We start from the raw sequence: 19,048 nt of genomic DNA, 5'->3' as shown, positions 1-19,048 counted from the left end.
GAGCCCTATATAAAAAACGCCGGCCTAAGCCAGCGTTCTGTATTACTTCTTCGCTTTATGCGCGTCTGGATTGCCTTTGCAATCTCCGCTAATGCTTTTGCCGTACAAGTACAAACTGTGGTTTGTTAGTTGCACGTTGTAACGCTGAGCAATCTCTTTCTGTCTTTCTTCGATGATGTCATCAGAGAATTCGATCACTTCGCCACAATCTAAACATACAAGGTGGTCGTGGTGGTGCTGTGTAGAAAGTTCAAATACAGACTTGCCGCCTTCGAAGTGGTGACGAGTTACAATGCCAGCGTCATCGAATTGGTTAAGTACTCGATAAACGGTTGCAAGACCGATTTCTTCACCTAGGTCGATCAGCTTCTTATATAAATCTTCAGCACTAATATGTTGGCAGTCTGGCTGTTGTAATACTTCTAAAATTTTGAGCCGTGGAAGGGTCACTTTAAGACCTGCATCTTTTAGCGCTTGATTATTGTCTGACATATACTTTCCTGTTGATGATCTGCAGCAATTAACAGAATTCAATATTAATACCATTATAGTTTAGTCAGGCATAACAATAAACCACGAACTTCAAAGGGTTACTTACTGACATCACAATCTGTTTTGTAAATTGGAAGTATCTCACTTATAGTGGAGGTACGACCAGTCAAGGTGACGGTGTTTCTGATATGAACATGGAATGTTGTTATGAATAAGCAACTCGCAAAAATATATAAACCCAACATTGTAAAATTTGCTCTTAATATTTGGCCTCCCTTTTGGGGAGCGGGTATTCGAATAGCCCACATTAGCGGTGACTTTAGGGTTGTTAAGACAGTACTTAAGCTACGCTGGTGGAATAAGAACGCCAATCGTACTCAATATGGCGGCAGTATCTTTTCTCTTACTGATCCCGTTTACTCATTGATGTTAATGGGAATTTTAGGTGAGCGATATTATGTTTGGGATAAAGAAGCGAGCATTAACTTCATCAAGCCGGGGCAATCGGACTTGTATGCAGATTTTGAGATAAGCCAAGGGCAGCTTGACGATATCTATCGTCAGACGCAACTTGGTGAAAAGTGTTTCCCCGAATTTATTATTCACGTGAAAGATAAGCAGGGTAATGTGGTTTCAGAAATTCAACGCACCCTCTATGTAAGGAAGAAGCCGCAATTTAGAGATGACGATGAAGCATTAGAAGCTGAGTGCTAATTAATAGATTTTAAATAGCAAAAAACCTCCTATAAGGAGGTTTTTTCATATCTACATAATGGTTATTAATTGTAACAATTAACAACCACTAGAGAATTAGTCTTCTAGCTCTGCTAGGCACATCTCTTCGTGGATTTGTTTAACCCAGTTAGATACGCGCTCATCAGTTAGCTCAGGTTGACGGTCTTCATCGATACATAGACCAACGAATTGGCTGTCATTGCCTTCAACTAAACCTTTCGATGCTTCGAATTCGTAGCCTTCAGTTGATGTGTGACCTAGGATAGTACCGCCTTTCGCTTCAACGATGTCACGGATAGTACCCATAGCATCACAGAAGTATTCTGCGTAATCTTCTTGGTCGCCACAACCAAAGATAGCAACAAGCTTAGTTGAGAAATCAATAGCTTCTAGCTCTGGGAAAAAGTCATCCCAATCACATTGTGCTTCGCCGTAGTACCACGTAGGGATACCAAGCAGCAGTAGATCGAAGTTATCGATATCTTCTTTGCTGCTTTTTGCAATGTCTTGAACGTGAACGAGCTGTTTGCTCAATTGCTTTTGAATCATCTTAGCAACAGCTTCAGTGTTACCTGTATCGCTACCAAAGAAGAGACCTACACTTGCCATAGAATCATTACCTTTCATTTTGTCTGTTGTCGGTGTAATAAAGTTCGGAAGAGAATCGTTAGATCCCAGTTCCTTCCCAGCTTAGTTGGATTATCCCTTTGGCGATAAAACCCGCACAGCCAAGGAAAAGTACTAACCATACGATGCGACGACCAAATGGAGGAACATTTCCCTGTTTGAGAACGTCCTTAATTGCCATACCGATTAAAAAGAAAATCGCGGCAAACAGGAGATCTAAACCAACAGATTCGATGATGTTCATGTAGTCGTAAAGCATGGGAACCTTATATACCAATTTTGCTTGGGCGCACTATATCACTGTTGTGAGATAAAGTTAATCTGCAGTAATTACACAGCTCTCATTTATCTGCACGAAAAAGCGCAGTTAAGCGATGAATTTTCTAATTGCTCTAAGTACTTCTGCTGGTTTTTCAGCATGCAGCCAGTGACCCGTGTTGGCAATGACATGCGCTTTGGCGTTAGAAAATTGCTGCTGAACGGCTGCTTGATGTTCTGCGGTGAGGTAATCAGAATCCCCACCTTTTATGAGTAAGGTTTTGACCGAGGTTTTCTCGATCGGTTCCCAACCAATAATGTGTGGGTAGTTGCTCAATAACGAAGCAACATTGAAGCGCCATTCCATGATGCCTTGCTCTGTTTTGAACAAAGATTTGGTTAAAAACTGGCGAACGCCATCGATCTCGATATGTTTTGCGAGAACCTTGAGTGCGTCTGAGCGTGAAGTCGGTTTTTCTTCTATCACGGCTCGCAGGCCTGCGAATACATTGTCGTGGCGACTTTGAGTGTACGCGACTGGCGCCATATCCAAGACAATCAATTTATGCAGTGCAAGATGCTGTGTCAGTGCCATCGCTACTTTGCCACCCATCGAGTGACCAATCACAGTGACGTCTTCTAACTTAAGATCATGCAGCAGTTGAGCCACGTCTTGTGCCATCGCTTGATAGTTATGAGTGTCACTATGGAAGGATTGACCGTGGTTGCGTAGATCGATACTAAGTACCTGATGATCGGCTTTTAGATCCCTAGCGAGCAAGCCAAGGTTGTCCAGATTACCGAATAATCCATGGATCAAAACAATGGTGTGACCCTCACCTTCAATTTTATAGTTGAGCTGTACTGACATTTTTATCTTATTCATGGTGGGTTTGACGTAGAGTATCCGCGCGGATCTCGCTATAATCCCCCAGAGTTTAAACATTGAGATTGTGAAAAGCGAATGAAAACAATTGAGGTTGATGAGGACCTATACCGTTTTATTGCGGGTCAGACAGAACGTATTGGCGAAAGCGCTTCAGATATTCTGCGCCGCTTGTTACAGGTTGATAGCCAAGGCATGGCTCCGATCGAAGAGATCGTTGAGCCAAAAGGTATCGTTGTTAGCAAAGAGGTAGGCTTTACTCCAGAGAAGTTCGATGGCGTTAAAGAAATGCGCTCACTACTAATATCAGATGAGTTTGCATCACTAAAGAAAGCCATTGATCGTTTCATGCTTGTGTTATCAACACTGCATAAAATCGACCCTTTAAGCTTTTCAGAAGCAACTCAAGTAAAAGGCCGTAAGCGCGTTTACTTTGCAGATAACGAAGCGACGTTGCTAGCAAACGGCAACACGACTAAGCCTAAAGCTATTCCACAAAGTCCTTTTTGGGTTATTACTAATAACAATACAAGCCGAAAAAGACAGATGGTTGAGCAGCTTATGAGCCGCATGAGTTTCCAAGCAGAATTGATAGAAAAAGTAACAGGTTCAATTTAACGAAATCTGATTTAAACCTCATAATATCCATGGATAAGAAGATATTATGAGGTTTTTTTGTTTTTAAATTTTATATATAAGGATGTCGAAAATGGCTATGCACCCTCGTGCTGGGCAGAAAGCTCAGCAGGAAGATCTTCATAATATCCCGGCTTTAGTTGCTAACTATTTCTTACAGCAACCGGATGCTACGAACCCAGATCATAAAGTACTTTTCGGTACTTCCGGTCACCGCGGTACAGCAGACAAATCAACATTTAACGAAAACCACATTCTAGCAATTGCACAAGCGGTTGCTGAAGTTCGTGCCGAGCAAGGTACAACTGGCCCTCTTTTCTTAGGTAAAGATACTCACGCTCTATCTGAACCTGCGTTTTCTACGGTTATCGAAGTGCTTGTAGCGAACGGTGTTGAAGTTATTATTCAAGAAAACAATGGCTTTACTCCAACACCGGGTATCTCGCACGCGATTCTCACGCACAACCTAGTGAATGACAAAAAAGCCGACGGCATCGTTATCACGCCTTCGCATAACCCACCTCAAGACGGCGGTATTAAATACAACCCGACACACGGTGGCCCGGCTGAAGCTGAACTGACTCAAGCGATTGAAGACCGTGCGAACGTGATCATTGCTGAGCGAATGCAAGGTGTTAAGCGTACGCCTATCGCACAGGCTAAACAGTCTGAGCTAGTAAAAGAAGTTGACCTAGTGGCGCCATACGTCGCTGATTTGGTTAACGTCGTGGATATGGAAGCGATCCAGAAAGCAAACATAAAGATTGGTGTTGATCCACTGGGTGGCAGTGGTATTGATTACTGGCGTCAAATTGGCAAAGCGTACAATCTAGATCTTACTCTGGTAAGTGAAGCGGTTGACCCTTCATTCCAATTCATGTCTCTAGATAAAGATGGCGTGGTTCGTATGGACTGTTCTTCTCCATACGCAATGGCAGGCTTACTGGCGCTTAAAGACGAGTACGCTCTAGCGTTTGGTAACGACCCAGATTACGATCGCCACGGTATCGTTACACCTAAGGGCTTGATGAATCCAAACCACTTCTTAGCGGTTTGTATTGATTACCTATACCGTAACCGTGAAGGTTGGGGTAAAGACGTTGCTGTTGGTAAGACACTGGTATCAAGTGCATTAATCGATCGCGTAGTTGCTGACTTAGGTCGTGAGCTTTGCGAAGTGCCAGTTGGTTTCAAGTGGTTCGTTGATGGTCTATACAACGGCCAGTTTGGTTTTGGTGGTGAAGAGAGTGCAGGTGCTTCTTTCCTACGTAAAGACGGTACGCCTTGGTCAACAGATAAAGATGGCCTGATTCTTTGCCTACTTGCGGCTGAGATCACTGCTGTGACGGGTAAGAACCCACAAGAATACTACGAAGAGCTTGCCGCTAAACACGGTGAATCTAAGTACAACCGTATTCAAGCGGTAGCAAATGGCGCACAAAAAGACGTACTGAAGAAACTATCTCCAGAGATGGTTTCTGCTGAGACGCTGGCTGGTGATGCAATTACTGCACGCTTAACACACGCTCCAGGTAACGGTGCTGCGATTGGTGGCTTGAAAGTGACAACTGAGAACGGCTGGTTTGCTGCTCGTCCATCAGGCACTGAAGACATCTACAAGATCTACTGTGAAAGCTTTAAGGGTGAAGAGCACCTGAAAGCAATCGAAGCAGAAGCTCAAGAGATTGTTAACCAAGTATTTGCAGCCGCTGGCCTATAATCGAATCTCGATTACTAGAGTTGCTACGTAAATAGAAGAAGGGTTGATGTGAAAGCATCAACCCTTTTTATTTGTGTTGGTTTCGTATAATTGGGAAAGGTAACTGAGTTAGCTCAGACGACTAACCGTGTGGCCAGCTTTGCGGCATCACAAACCAGAATTGCCCCGACTTTGTTTGCCCATGGACGAAGCGATCACCGAACTCGGTGATAGGTTCACAGGTGAAATTATCCGTACCAGCTGCCCATTGCTCTTTGGTGAGAGGGTAGAGCGCTTCAGTGATTAGATGAGCTTGGTCTTGATAGCACCAAAAGCCGTTAACTTGGCTCGAGTTGATGTCATAGCCCAAGCATTTTGTCGGTACGTTTTGCTCTAAGAATGGGTTGGTGTATAGACGGCCTTGCATCAGTAAGTGCTTTGAGTCGACATCGATTTCTGGATATTGCTCAACAAAGGCGGCAGAAGAGGACATTTCGAGTTGGTGGCTGAGCATCCTGTCGAGTTTCTTATCTAATTGGTCGTGAGAGTTGGGGCCAAACCATGTTTGTTCATGGAGTAGATAAAATTTAATCGCCACTTCCCAATGTTCCAGCTTTTGGCTGCTTTCTTCTTCAAGAATAAAGTCGATTGCACCAAGAGTTCTGCCTTCCACATTGATCTGAATCTCGTCGTGCTTTATCGAGTAATTCGGTGAGGCAGTGATCACTTGTTCACATAGATGCTGGTAGAGGAAGCCTAATCTAGGATTACCATCATAAGTATGTGATGAGTCGATGGCATAGTGGCTAGAGAATGCACTGAGATCCGAAATCGGTGGCTTGATTTCTAGTAATGGCGGTGAGTTGATAACCCATTGGTAAAAACGTTGCAGTGCTGTCATCTCTTCCTCATAAACTCATCGTGGGGCTTTCGACATTCTACCCGTAAATTGATATAACGACGTTATTATAAAGGTAAGCTGGAAAGAAAAATGAATAACTTACAATTAGAAAAGCTACTTAACGAAAAACTGCAGCCACAGCAGATTAAAGATTACTGTCCTAATGGTCTTCAAGTTGAAGGTGCAGCAGAAGTTAAGCGCATCGTTACTGGTGTGACAGCTTCTCAAGCCTTGATTGATAAAGCGGTAGAACTAAACGCCGACGCTTTGTTAGTCCATCATGGCTTTTTCTGGAAAGGCGAGTCAGAAGCGATTCGTGGCATGAAGGGTAAGCGCATTCGTACCCTGATTAAAAATGACATCAACCTTTTAGGTTATCACTTGCCGCTTGATATCCACCCTGAACTTGGCAACAACGCAAAATTGGCGGAGTTACTTGAGATAGAAGTCGAAGGCGATTTGGAAGGGCACCCACAATCGGTTGCTATGTTTGGTAAATTAAAAACACCAATGACAGGTACTGAATTTGCAGCAAAAATCGATCAAGTTCTAAATCGTAAACCGCTGCATATCGCTCCAGAAAACCAAGACAAAATGATTACGACCGTCGGTTGGTGTACTGGTGGTGGTCAAGACTACATTGAGCTAGCGGCTTCTCAAGGTATTGATGCTTTTATCTCTGGTGAAATTTCAGAGCGCACTACTTACTCAGCACGCGAGCAAGACATTCATTATTTTGCTGCTGGCCACCATGCGACTGAGCGCTACGGTGTAAAAGCGCTAGGTGAATGGTTAGCGAAAGAGCATGGCTTGGATGTTGAGTTTATTGATATCGATAATCCGGTATAAGAGAAGTTGCGAGATGAGGGATACGAGTAAATAGTATTCGTCATTCCCTAGACTGACGAAGGAGGGAGTAGGGAATCTCTTAAGGTTCTCTATAAATTAAATGAGATCCCCAAGTCACTCGTCCCTCGTTCTTGAGGATGACGAGTAACTATAAATTTGTATCCTTCGATTAGGCGGGCTAATTAGAACTCTAATGGACTCTACTTAGAGAGTTCATAAGTAATTCGTCATTTCCTAGACTGACGAAGTAAGGAGTAGGGAATCTCTGAAAGCTTGTCGATACAATTAATGAGATCCCCAACTCGCTCGTTCCTCGCTCTTGAGGATGACGACATTGTTTCGCTCTATAAGTACTGTCATTCCCTAGACTGACGGAGGAAGGAGTAGGGAATCTCTGAAAGCTTGTCGATACAATTAATGAGATCCCCAACTCGCTCGTCCCTCACTCTTGAGGATGACGGAGTTAAGGGCATATAAAAGAAAAGGGGTTGATGTTCTCACATCAACCCCTTTTAACATTATGATTTATAGCAACTATTCACGTTCGTGAAGTGCTTTAAAGTCACGTTGTTCTTCACCAGTATACAGCTGACGAGGACGACCGATACGGTTCGTCGGATCGCTGTGCATTTCGTTCCAGTGCGCAATCCAACCGATGGTACGAGACATCGCGAAGATTACAGTAAACATAGATACTGGAATACCGATTGCTTTGAGAATGATACCTGAGTAGAAATCTACGTTCGGGTATAGTTTCTTAGAAACAAAGTACTCATCAGAAAGAGCGATACGCTCAAGTTCCATCGCTACGTCTAGTAGTGGATCTTGGATGTTTAGCTCTTTAAGTACTTCGTGACACGCTTCGCGCATTACTGTTGCACGTGGATCGTAGTTCTTGTAAACACGGTGACCGAAGCCCATCAAACGGAATGGGTCATCTTTGTCTTTTGCTTTCGCAACGTATTCTTCAATGTTATCTACGCTACCGATCTCTTCAAGCATGCGCAGACAAGCTTCGTTTGCACCGCCGTGAGCTGGGCCCCAAAGTGATGCGATACCTGCTGCGATACACGCAAACGGGTTAGCACCAGATGAACCAGCAAGACGCACTGTAGACGTAGAAGCGTTCTGTTCGTGGTCAGCATGTAGAGTAAAGATTTTATCCATTGCACGAGCAACGATAGGGTTCACTTCATACTCTTCACATGGGTTTGCAAACATCATGTGTAAGAAGTTTTCTGCGTAGCCTAGGTCGTTACGTGGGTAGATAAACGGCTGACCGATTGAATATTTGTAACACATTGCAGCCAGTGTTGGCATTTTTGAAATCAGGCGGTATGCCGCAATTTCACGGTGTGTATCGTTGTTGACATCAAGTGAGTCGTGGTAGAACGCCGCTAGAGCGCCTACAACACCACACATTACAGCCATAGGGTGAGCGTCACGACGGAAGCCGTGGAAGAAACTAGCGATTTGCTCATGCACCATAGTGTGACGTGTCACGGTAGTCTTGAACTTTTCGTACTCAGTTCGAGATGGGGCTTCACCGTAAAGAAGTATGTAACATACTTCTAAATAATCAGCGTTATTGGCAAGTTGATCAATTGGATAACCACGATGTAAAAGAATGCCTTTTCCACCGTCAATAAAAGTGATTTGAGACTCACAGGATGCAGTGGCAAGAAAACCAGGGTCAAAAGTGAAAAAACCATTAGAACCTAGTGTACGAACATCGATCACTGGAGTACCAAGTACACCTTCTGTAATCGGCAGCTCGATTGGCGCTTGACCTTCAATGTGAAGGGTAGCTTTCTTATCCGCCATAACAATCTCCTTTGTTTATTATTTAATCTGTCCAGGATGTTTATGTGCCATTTTTTTACTGGTCTTACGTGGGAAAGTCAATTTTTCTGAAGCTTTGTGTGCACTTGTTAGTGTTTTTTACATTAAATTCGTTAAAAATCTGGTCTGTGTAGCATTATTTGTTACATCAATTGTATTAGAATGTTGCCAGCCGTATAGTGGCGCTGAAAAGTTTGGTTAAAACCTTATAAATGCAAGGCTAAGAAGAAATGTGAGGTGTCTTTCTTAATCGAGCAGTTAACAATTATTTTACAATTATCTAAGGCTCAACTTCAGTTATTTGTTAAGTTAATGTTAAATTTTGAAGGTTTGCAATCAAATTTTGTCCATAACAATATCATAAGGTTATTTAATGACCATAATGCTCAATGGAGCTGAGTGAGCAAGCCCGTGAAAGAAAGAAAGACAAGACCTGTTAATTTAGATTTACAGACCATCCACTTTCCAATCACAGCAATAGCTTCCATCCTACACCGTGTGTCTGGGGTGATAACTTTTGTCGCGATTGGAATTTTGCTTTGGTTACTATCCATTTCCCTCTCATCCCCAGTAGGCTTTGCCGAAGCTAGCGACATTGTCGATGGTTTCTTCGTGAAGTTTATTCTGTGGGGCATTTTAACCGCTTTGGCTTACCACATTGCTGGTGGTATTCGTCACCTTCTTATGGACCTTGGTCACTTTGAAGAGCTGGAATCTGGCGCTAAGAGCGCTAAGGTTGCATTCGCAGCAACAGCGGTATTGTCTCTACTAGCGGGGATCTTAGTATGGTAAACAACGTTTCTACTTTTGGTCGTAATGGTGTCCACGATTATCTATTGATTCGTGCAACTGCCATCATTATGACGCTTTACACTATCTACCTAGTCAGCTTCTGTGCTTTCTCTGGTGATATCTCTTACGCATCTTGGACGCAATTCTTTGGTGGAACCTTCACTAAAGTCTTCACCATGTTAGCGCTTACTTCTGTTTTGGTTCACGCGTGGATCGGCCTATGGCAAGTACTAACTGACTACATCAAATGCGCAAAACTGCGTGTTGGTCTTCAAGTCGGTGTTGTTGCAGTTCTTCTTGGATATTTCTTCTCTGGTCTGTTTATTTTGTGGGGTGCGTAAGTGACTATTCCTGTTCGTGAGTTTGATGCCGTAGTGATCGGCGCTGGTGGTGCAGGTATGCGTGCCGCACTGCAAATTTCTGAGCAAGGCCTTTCTTGTGCATTGCTTTCTAAAGTTTTCCCTACTCGTTCTCATACGGTTTCAGCGCAAGGCGGCATCACTGTTGCTCTTGGTAACGCGCATGAAGACCATTGGGAACAACACATGTATGACACAGTAAAAGGTTCTGATTACATCGGTGACCAAGACGCTATCGAATACATGTGTAAAAACGGTCCTGAGTCGGTAATCGAACTTGAAAAAATGGGCCTACCTTTCTCTCGTTTTGAGAACGGTACTATTTACCAGCGTCCTTTCGGTGGTCAATCTAAAAACTTTGGTGGTGAGCAAGCGGCTCGTACCGCAGCTGCAGCCGACCGTACTGGTCACGCTCTGCTTCACACGCTTTACCAACAAAACATTAAACACAAAACGACCGTTTTCTCTGAGTGGTATGCACTGGATCTTGTTAAGAACGAAGATGGTGCAATCTTAGGTACTACTGCGCTTTGTATGGAAACCGGTGAGGTTTGCTACTTCAAAGCGAAGGCAACAATCCTTGCTACCGGTGGTGCTGGTCGTATCTACGCATCAACAACCAATGCTCACATTAATACTGGTGACGGTGTTGGTATGGCGATTCGTGCTGGCGTTCCTATGCAAGACATCGAAATGTGGCAGTTCCACCCAACGGGTATCGCTGGTGCAGGTGTATTGGTAACGGAAGGTTGTCGCGGTGAAGGTGGTTACCTTCTCAATAAAGACGGTGAACGCTTCATGGAACGTTACGCACCAAACGCTAAAGACTTAGCGGGTCGTGATGTTGTTGCTCGTTCAATGATGGTTGAAATTCGCGAAGGTCGCGGTTGCGATGGCCCTTGGGGTCCACACATCAAGCTTAAGCTTGATCACCTAGGTAAAGAGACACTTGAATCTCGTCTTCCTGGTGTATGTGAACTTTCTCGTACCTTTGCTCACGTTGATCCAGTGAAAGAGCCAATCCCAGTAATCCCGACATGTCACTACATGATGGGTGGTGTGCCAACACAAGTTTCTGGTCAAGCTATTAAGCAAACTGAAGACGGCAGCGATGTTGAAATCCAAGGTCTATTTGCTTGTGGTGAAATCGCATCAGTATCAGTACATGGTGCTAACCGTCTAGGTGGTAACTCACTACTTGATTTAGTGGTATTTGGTCGTGCGACAGGTCTACACCTAGGTGAGACACTGAAGAAGCAAGACGAAGCGAAACCTGCAACTGAAGCTGACATTGAACGTTCACTAGAGCGTTACAACCGTTGGGAAAACAGTACAAATGGCGAAGATCCAGCGCAAATTCGTAAAGATCTTCAGCAATGTATGCAGAATAACTTCTCGGTATTCCGTGAAGGTAAAGCAATGGCTGAAGGCCTAGAAGAGCTTAAAGCGATTCGCGAGCGTCTGAAGAATGCACACCTATCTGATAAGTCTACAGAGTTCAACACTCAGCGTATTGAGTGTCTAGAGCTTGAAAACTTGATGGAAACGGCATTCGCAACGGCTGTTGCTGCAAACTTCCGTACAGAGAGCCGTGGCGCACACGCTCGATTCGATTTCCCTGACCGTGATGATGAGCAATGGCTATGCCACTCACTTTACAACCCAGAGTCAGAGAGCATGACTAAACGTGGTGTAAACATGGAACCTATCCATCGTGAAGCGTTCCCACCAAAAGCACGTACGTACTAAGGAGATATGACCATGAAACTGAATTTCTCTTTATACCGTTACAATCCAGATGTCGACCAGAAGCCTTACATGAAGGAATACACTCTAGAAGTGGATGAAGGTTCAGACATGATGCTTTTGGACGCGCTTATTCTGTTGAAAGAGCAAGATCCAACAATCTCATTCCGTCGCTCATGCCGTGAAGGTGTATGTGGCTCGGATGGTTTGAACATGAACGGTAAGAATGGCCTAGCGTGTATCACGCCATTGTCTGCGCTTTCTGGCCAAGACAAGATTGTGATTCGCCCACTGCCTGGCTTACCCGTTGTTCGTGACCTGATTGTAGACATGACTCAGTTCTACGATAACTACGAAAAAGTGAAGCCATTCTTAGTGTCTGATGGCAATGTGCCACCGGCACGCGAAAACTTACAAAGCCCTGATGAGCGTGCTCATTTAGATGGATTGTACGAATGTATCATGTGTGCATGTTGTACAACGTCATGCCCATCGTTCTGGTGGAACCCTGACAAATTCATCGGACCAGCAGGCCTGCTTGCAGCGTACCGTTGGCTAATTGATAGCCGAGATACAGCGACAGACGAACGTTTGTCCGATCTTGATGATGCATTTAGCGTTTTTCGTTGCCATGGCATCATGAATTGTGTAAGTGTTTGTCCTAAGGGATTAAATCCGACGAAAGCGATTGGTCACATCAAGACCATGCTAGTGAATCGTTCGGTTTAAGTTATATAAAAATTGCCGCCCTAGAAGTTTTGGGGCGGCCTTTTAATAGCTCGGCATAGACCGCAGCAAACGTGAAAACTACTGGTTAAGGGAAAATATGCACAACGGCGTGATGAAGGCATGGCTCGAGTCTTCACACTTGGCTGGCGCCAATGCAACGTACGTAGAAGAACTCTATGAACTGTATCTAAGTGACCCAGATTCGGTAAGTGACGAATGGAGAAGTGTTTTTGAAGAACTGCCTGTGCAAGCTTCAGAGACAGTGGAACAACCACACTCTCGTGTTCGTGAATACTTCCGTCGACTCGCTCAAGAAACAAAGCATTACAGTGTCCAAGTTAGTGATCCAGATGTCGATGCGAAACAAGTAAAGGTTCTGCAACTTATTAATGCCTATCGATTCCGAGGGCATCAAGCAGCAAATCTAGACCCCCTAGGTTTATGGAAAAGAGCGACAGTTGATGAACTGGACCCTTCTTTCCACACTCTTACCGAAGATGACCTCAATGAGACGTTTAACGTCGGCTCTTACGCCATTGGCCAAGAGACGATGGTGCTTAAAGATCTCTACAAATCTCTAAAGCAAACGTATTGTGGCTCTATTGGTGCTGAATACATGCACATGACAAATACAGAGCAAAAGCGTTGGATCCAACAACGTTTAGAGTCTGTATCTGGTCAACCCTCTTTCAATAAAGAAGAAAAGCAAGCTTTCCTAGAAGAGCTAACTGCTGCTGAAGGTCTTGAGCGCTATCTTGGTGCAAAATTCCCAGGCGCAAAACGCTTCTCGTTGGAAGGTGGTGATGCTCTTATCCCAATGACGAAAGAAATTATTCGTCATGCTGGCGGACAAGGCATGCGTGAAGTTGTTGTTGGTATGGCTCACCGTGGTCGTCTAAACATGTTGGTCAACGTGCTTGGTAAAAAGCCACAAGACCTGTTTGACGAGTTTGCGGGCAAGCACGATGACACGTGGGGTACTGGTGATGTGAAATACCACCAAGGCTTCTCTGCGGACTTCGCAACGCCAGGCGGCAACGTTCACTTAGCACTAGCATTTAACCCATCTCACTTAGAAATCGTAAACCCGGTAGTTATCGGTTCAGTACGTGCACGTCAAGATCGCCTTGGTGATAATGATGGTAGCCGTGTACTTCCAATTACTATCCATGGTGACTCAGCTATCGCTGGTCAGGGTGTAGTACAAGAGACGTTTAACATGTCTCAAGCGCGTGGTTTCTGTGTTGGTGGTACGGTTCGTATCGTTGTAAACAACCAAGTTGGTTTTACAACGTCTAACCCTCGCGATACACGCTCTACGATGTACTGTACCGATATCGCGAAGATGGTTCAGGCTCCGATTTTCCACGTTAACTCTGATGATCCAGAAGCGGTTGCGTTCGTTGCGCGTCTTGCATTGGATTACCGTAATACGTTTAAGCGTGATGTTGTTATTGATTTGGTTTGTTACCGTCGCCACGGTCACAATGAAGCCGATGAGCCGAATGCAACACAGCCTTTGATGTACCAAAAAATCAAGAAGCACCCAACACCACGTAAGCTTTACGCTGACGTGCTAATGGAGCGCGGTGAGTTTGGTATTGATACAGCAACTCAGCTAGTTAACGAATATCGTGATGCACTTGATCACGGTGAAGTTGTGGTTAAAGAGTGGCGTCCAATGGCACTTCACTCAGTAGACTGGTCTCCTTACCTAGGTCACGACTGGAACATCGAATGGGATAACAAGATTGATATCGAGCGCCTGAAAGAGCTTGGTACCAAACTTTGCCAATACCCAGACAGCCACAAGCTGCAAAGCCGAGTAAATAAACTGTACAACGATCGTACTGCCATGGTGAATGGTGAGAAACAAGTCGATTGGGGTATGGCTGAAACTCTGGCTTACGCAACACTTGTTGACGACGGTAAGCGTATTCGTATCTCAGGCCAAGATTCAGGTCGTGGTACGTTCTTCCACCGTCACTCAGTACTGCACAATCAATCAGATGCAAGCACGTATGTTCCTCTTGCGAACATTCATGATAAACAAGGGCCATTCCAAGTGTTTGACTCGGTGTTATCTGAAGAAGCGGTACTCGCATTTGAGTATGGTTATGCAACAGCAGAGCCAAGCGGTCTAACCCTTTGGGAAGCACAATTTGGTGACTTCGCAAACGGTGCACAAGTTGTTATCGACCAATTCATTTCATCAGGTGAGCAAAAGTGGGCACGTCTATGTGGTCTAACTATGCTGCTTCCTCACGGTTATGAAGGCCAAGGCCCAGAGCACTCTTCTGCACGTCTTGAGCGTTACCTTCAGTTATGTGCTGAACAAAACATGCAGGTTGTTGTTCCTTCAACACCAGCACAGGTTTACCACATGATTCGCCGTCAGGTTGTTCGACCAATGCGTCGTCCACTGATTGTAATGTCACCTAAGTCATTGCTTCGTCACCCTCTGTGTACTTCTTCTCTTGAAGATTTGGCAGAAGGCACGTTCCAACCAGCTATCGCAGAAATTGATGACCTGGCTCCTGAGAACGTAAAACGCGTCGTGTTCTGTTCAGGTAAGGTTTACTTTGACCTGCTTGACCAAAGACGTAAGAACGAGCAAGACGATGTCGCTATTGTACGTATTGAGCAACTTTACCCGTTCCCTTATGAAGACGTGAGAGCTGCCATCGCACAATACACAAATGTAGTCGATTACGTTTGGTGTCAAGAAGAGCCACAAAACCAAGGTGCTTGGTACAGTAGCCAACATAATTTCCGAGCTGCTATCCCAGTAGGTGCTGATATTCAATACGCAGGTCGTCCTGCATCAGCATCACCAGCTGTTGGCTATATGTCGGTACACTTGAAACAACAAAAAGCGTTAGTTGACGACGCTTTGACCCTACTTAAGAACTAGAAGTAAAAGGAAAATACGCACATGACAATTGAAATTCTGGTTCCAGATTTACCTGAATCTGTGGCTGATGCAACAGTTGCTACTTGGCACAAAAAACCGGGCGAAGCGGTTGCACGTGATGAAGTCATTGTAGATATCGAAACAGATAAAGTAGTTCTAGAAGTACCGGCTCCTGAAGCGGGTGTTCTGGAAGCTATCATCGAAGAAGAGGGTGCTACGGTACTTTCTAAGCAGCTTCTGGCTAAAATCAAGCCGGGTGCTGTCGCTGGTGAACCAACGAAAGACACCACTGAAGATACAGAAGCATCTCCTGACAAGCGCCATAAAGCGGCGCTAACAGAAGAGAACAACGACGCACTAAGCCCAGCTGTTCGTCGCCTGCTTGCTGAGCACAACCTACAACCAGCTGACGTTAAAGGCACTGGTGTTGGTGGTCGTATTACTCGTGAAGACATCGACGCACATCTAGCAGCAGCGAAAGCGGCTCCGGCAGCAGCATCTGCACCAGCAGTTGAAGCGCCAGCAGCGGCTCGCAGCCAAAAACGCGTGCCTATGACTCGCCTACGTAAGACAGTTGCAAACCGTCTTCTAGAAGCGAAAAACAGCACAGCAATGCTGACTACTTTCAACGAAGTGAACATGAAGCCAATCATGGACCTTCGTAAGCAGTACAAAGACCAATTCGAGAAGCGTCACGATACGCGTCTTGGTTTCATGTCTTTCTACGTGAAAGCAGTAACAGAAGCACTGAAGCGTTTCCCTGAAGTTAACGCTTCTATCGATGGTACAGATATCGTTTACCACAACTACTTCGACATCAGCATGGCGGTATCTACGCCACGTGGTCTAGTGACTCCAGTACTGAAAGACTGTGACACACTAGGTTTCGCTGATATCGAAAAAGGCATCAAAGAACTAGCAATCAAAGGCCGTGACGGCAAGCTAACTGTTGATGAACTGATGGGCGGTAACTTCACTATCACAAACGGTGGTGTATTTGGTTCTCTAATGTCTACGCCAATCATCAACCCGCCTCAAGCGGCAATTTTGGGTATGCACAAAATCCAAGACCGTCCAATGGCTGTTGATGGCAAGGTAGAGATTCTACCAATGATGTACCTAGCGCTTTCTTACGACCACCGTCTAATCGATGGCCGTGAATCAGTTGGCTTCCTAGTGACCATCAAAGAGCTTCTAGAAGATCCTGCACGTCTGCTATTAGACGTTTAGTATCGCTAAAACGTCTAGTTAACCCCGTTAGCTAGACGTAAAAAGTTTCAAAGGCTAGGCTGCTCAACGTCTGGCCTTCAATTGAACTGTAAAGCCATTAGAAAATGGACAGCAGTTGATTTGAGAAGACCCTACAGACGTAACACAGGAAACTGTGTCGTTATGGAAATAATAATCCCTTAAGGGAAAATAAACGGAATATCAAAATGAATTTGCATGAATACCAAGCCAAACAGCTGTTTGCAGAATTCGGTTTGCCTGTACCAGAAGGTTTCGCATGTGATACTGCACAAGAAGCTTTCGAAGCTGCAGGTCGTATCAGTACAGCCAAGAAAGTCGTTAAGTGTCAAGTACACGCTGGTGGTCGCGGTAAAGCGGGCGGTGTAGAGCTACATGACACCAAAGAAGGCGTTAAAGAGTTTGCACAAAAGTGGCTAGGTAAAAACCTAGTGACTTACCAAACAGACGCTAATGGTCAGCCTGTAACAAAGATCCTAGTTGAAGAAGCATCAAACATTGCTAATGAACTTTACCTAGGTGCTGTTGTTGACCGTGCAACGCGTAAAATTGTATTCATGGCGTCAACTGAAGGCGGTGTGGACATTGAGAAAATCGCTGAAGAAACTCCAGAGTTGATTCACCAATCAGCGATCGATCCTCTAGTGGGCCCTCAAGCTTACCAAGGCCGTGAACTGGCGTTCAAACTTGGTCTAGTTGGCGATCAAATCAAACAGTTCGTTAAGATCTTCATGGGTCTTGGCCAAATGTTCTCTCAGTACGACCTAGCTCTACTAGAAATCAACCCGCTTGTAATTACTGGCGAAGGCAACCTGCTTTGTCTTGACGGCAAGATCAACATTGACTCAAACGCAATGTACCGTCAGCCAAAACTTCGTGAAATGCACGATCCTTCACAAGAAGACGAGCGCGAAGCTCACGCAGCACAGTGGGAACTGAACTACGTAGCACTAGATGGTAACGTTGGCTGTATGGTTAACGGTGCAGGCCTTGCTATGGGTACGATGGATATCGTAAACCTACACGGCGGCAAGCCAGCAAACTTCCTTGATGTAGGCGGCGGCGCGACAAAAGAGCGTGTAGCTGAAGCATTCAAGATCATCCTTTCTGATGACAATGTTAAAGCAGTACTCGTAAACATTTTCGGTGGCATCGTTCGTTGTGACATGATCGCTGAAGGTATTATCGGTGCAGTTAAAGAAGTCGGCGTAACAGTTCCTGTAGTTGTTCGTCTAGAAGGTACAAACGCAGACCTAGGTCGCGAAGTACTTGCTAATTCTGATGTTGATATCATTGCAGCTGAATCTCTAACAGATGCTGCTCAGAAAGTTGTTGCTGCTGCGGAGGCTAAATAATGTCTGTATTAATTAACAAAGACACTAAAGTAATCTGTCAGGGTTTCACTGGCGGTCAAGGTACATTCCACTCAGACCAAGCTATCGCATACGGTACGCAAATGGTTGGTGGTGTTTCACCTGGTAAAGGTGGTCAAACTCACCTAGGCCTTCCAGTATTCAACACAGTACGTGAAGCGGTAGAAGTAACTGGCGCAACAGCAACAGTTATCTACGTACCAGCTCCTTTCTGTAAAGATGCAATCCTAGAAGCGATTGATGCAGGTATCGAACTGATCGTAACGATCACTGAAGGTATCCCTACAACAGATATGATCGACGTTAAAGTGAAGCTAGAAGAAACTGGCGTTCGCATGATCGGTCCTAACTGTCCAGGTCTTATCACTCCAGACGAGTGTAAGATTGGTATCATGCCTGGTCATATCCACAAGAAGGGTAAAGTAGGTATCGTATCTCGTTCAGGTACTCTGACATACGAAGCAGTTAAGCAAACAACAGATGAAGGCTTTGGTCAGTCTACATGTGTTGGTATCGGTGGTGACCCTATCCCAGGTTCAAACTTCATTGATATCCTAAAACTTTTCCAAGAAGACCCAGAAACTGAAGCAATCGTAATGATTGGTGAAATCGGTGGTACTGCGGAAGAAGAAGCTGCTGAGTTCATCAAAGCAAACGTAACTAAGCCAGTTGTATCTTACATCGCTGGTGTTACTGCTCCTCCGGGCAAGCGTATGGGCCACGCAGGCGCAATCATCTCTGGCGGTAAAGGTACTGCTGAAGATAAGTTCGCAGCACTAGAAGCAGCAGGCGTTAAGACTGTTAAGTCTCTTGCTGACATCGGTAAAGGCCTACGTGAAATCACGGGTTGGTAATCAGCTGGCTTTTATCGATTGAGATAGAAGTTAACTGAACGATATTAAAAAGGCTTGGTCACTGACCAAGCCTTTTTTATGTTCTCGGGATACGAGATACGAGATACG

General features: G+C 44.8%; 18 protein-coding genes. 12 read left to right on the top strand and 6 right to left on the bottom strand.

Features of this window, described 5'->3' with window-relative positions:
• Positions 1-42 precede the first annotated feature (42 nt).
• A complete protein-coding gene (fcrX, locus tag AB4484_RS13400) occupies positions 43-492 on the bottom strand; it encodes a ferric iron uptake transcriptional regulator FcrX (RefSeq protein WP_048606469.1) in 450 nt (149 codons plus the stop codon).
• A gap of 207 nt (positions 493-699) precedes the next feature.
• Here fcrX and AB4484_RS13395 point away from each other — a divergent pair, with 207 nt between their 5' ends.
• A complete protein-coding gene (locus tag AB4484_RS13395; RefSeq protein ID WP_372078650.1) occupies positions 700-1,206 on the top strand; it encodes a DUF4442 domain-containing protein in 507 nt (168 codons plus the stop codon).
• Between the two features lie 96 nt (positions 1,207-1,302).
• Here AB4484_RS13395 and fldA read toward each other — a convergent pair whose 3' ends face one another.
• From fldA to AB4484_RS13380, 3 genes are all read right to left on the bottom strand, one after another.
• A complete protein-coding gene (gene fldA / locus AB4484_RS13390) occupies positions 1,303-1,836 on the bottom strand; it encodes a flavodoxin FldA (RefSeq protein ID WP_372078648.1) in 534 nt (177 codons plus the stop codon).
• 58 nt (positions 1,837-1,894) lie between these two features.
• Entirely contained in the window at positions 1,895-2,113 is a 219-nt protein-coding gene (locus AB4484_RS13385) for a DUF2788 domain-containing protein (protein ID WP_004737900.1), read from the bottom strand.
• Between the two features lie 108 nt (positions 2,114-2,221).
• Entirely contained in the window at positions 2,222-2,983 is a 762-nt protein-coding gene (locus AB4484_RS13380; protein WP_372078684.1) for an alpha/beta fold hydrolase, read from the bottom strand.
• Between the two features lie 93 nt (positions 2,984-3,076).
• On the opposite strand from AB4484_RS13380, the gene seqA reads away from it, so the two are divergent.
• Together seqA and pgm are read left to right on the top strand one after the other, a co-directional pair.
• Positions 3,077-3,616 carry a replication initiation negative regulator SeqA gene (seqA, locus tag AB4484_RS13375; protein ID WP_019820493.1) on the top strand — a complete coding sequence of 180 codons (540 nt, stop codon included), beginning with the start codon at positions 3,077-3,079 and terminating at the stop codon, positions 3,614-3,616.
• Between the two features lie 91 nt (positions 3,617-3,707).
• Positions 3,708-5,354 carry a phosphoglucomutase (alpha-D-glucose-1,6-bisphosphate-dependent) gene (gene pgm, locus AB4484_RS13370; protein ID WP_372078646.1) on the top strand — a complete coding sequence of 549 codons (1,647 nt, stop codon included), beginning with the start codon at positions 3,708-3,710 and terminating at the stop codon, positions 5,352-5,354.
• Between the two features lie 121 nt (positions 5,355-5,475).
• Here the strand turns inward: pgm and AB4484_RS13365 are convergent, their stop codons facing one another.
• On the bottom strand, positions 5,476-6,234 hold the full coding sequence (locus tag AB4484_RS13365; protein WP_372078644.1) for a DUF1853 family protein: 759 nt from the start codon (positions 6,232-6,234) through the stop codon (positions 5,476-5,478).
• 90 nt (positions 6,235-6,324) lie between these two features.
• Between AB4484_RS13365 and AB4484_RS13360 the strand changes: the two genes are divergently transcribed.
• Complete coding sequence (locus AB4484_RS13360; protein WP_372078642.1) at positions 6,325-7,083, top strand: Nif3-like dinuclear metal center hexameric protein; 759 nt, start codon at positions 6,325-6,327, stop codon at positions 7,081-7,083.
• 534 nt (positions 7,084-7,617) lie between these two features.
• Here AB4484_RS13360 and AB4484_RS13355 read toward each other — a convergent pair.
• Positions 7,618-8,907: a citrate synthase gene (locus tag AB4484_RS13355; RefSeq protein ID WP_048617859.1), complete on the bottom strand. Its 1,290-nt coding sequence runs from the start codon at positions 8,905-8,907 to the stop codon at positions 7,618-7,620.
• A 417-nt stretch (positions 8,908-9,324) separates the two neighbouring features.
• Between AB4484_RS13355 and sdhC the strand changes: the two genes are divergently transcribed.
• The 8 genes from sdhC to sucD all read left to right on the top strand — a co-directional run bounded on the left by sdhC (position 9,325) and on the right by sucD (position 18,940).
• Complete coding sequence (sdhC, locus tag AB4484_RS13350) at positions 9,325-9,717, top strand: succinate dehydrogenase cytochrome b556 subunit (protein WP_017061948.1); 393 nt, start codon at positions 9,325-9,327, stop codon at positions 9,715-9,717.
• A complete protein-coding gene (sdhD, locus tag AB4484_RS13345; protein WP_010436768.1) occupies positions 9,711-10,058 on the top strand; it encodes a succinate dehydrogenase, hydrophobic membrane anchor protein in 348 nt (115 codons plus the stop codon). The genes sdhC and sdhD overlap by 7 nt, the downstream gene beginning before the upstream one ends.
• Entirely contained in the window at positions 10,059-11,825 is a 1,767-nt protein-coding gene (gene sdhA / locus AB4484_RS13340) for a succinate dehydrogenase flavoprotein subunit (RefSeq protein ID WP_372078640.1), read from the top strand.
• Positions 11,826-11,837: 12 nt separating this feature from the next.
• Positions 11,838-12,551 carry a succinate dehydrogenase iron-sulfur subunit gene (locus AB4484_RS13335; protein ID WP_010436773.1) on the top strand — a complete coding sequence of 238 codons (714 nt, stop codon included), beginning with the start codon at positions 11,838-11,840 and terminating at the stop codon, positions 12,549-12,551.
• A 97-nt stretch (positions 12,552-12,648) separates the two neighbouring features.
• Entirely contained in the window at positions 12,649-15,465 is a 2,817-nt protein-coding gene (sucA, locus tag AB4484_RS13330) for a 2-oxoglutarate dehydrogenase E1 component (RefSeq protein ID WP_017061946.1), read from the top strand.
• Between the two features lie 21 nt (positions 15,466-15,486).
• Entirely contained in the window at positions 15,487-16,695 is a 1,209-nt protein-coding gene (gene odhB / locus AB4484_RS13325) for a 2-oxoglutarate dehydrogenase complex dihydrolipoyllysine-residue succinyltransferase (RefSeq protein ID WP_017056410.1), read from the top strand.
• Positions 16,696-16,901: 206 nt separating this feature from the next.
• Positions 16,902-18,068, top strand: coding sequence for an ADP-forming succinate--CoA ligase subunit beta (gene sucC, locus AB4484_RS13320; protein WP_010436793.1), 1,167 nt, complete (start codon positions 16,902-16,904; stop codon positions 18,066-18,068).
• Positions 18,068-18,940, top strand: a complete 873-nt coding sequence (sucD, locus tag AB4484_RS13315) for a succinate--CoA ligase subunit alpha (protein WP_004734209.1) — start codon at positions 18,068-18,070, stop codon at positions 18,938-18,940. Before sucC ends, sucD begins: the two co-directional genes overlap by 1 nt.
• The last annotated feature ends 108 nt before the right edge of the window (positions 18,941-19,048 follow it).

Origin of the sequence: Vibrio sp. 10N.261.46.A3 (assembly GCF_041472995.1) — a bacterium.
Taxonomy (GTDB): Bacteria; Pseudomonadota; Gammaproteobacteria; order Enterobacterales; family Vibrionaceae; genus Vibrio; species Vibrio coralliirubri.
The sequence above is the reverse complement of the archived record's forward strand: the minus strand, read 5'-3'. Positions and strand labels throughout refer to the sequence as shown.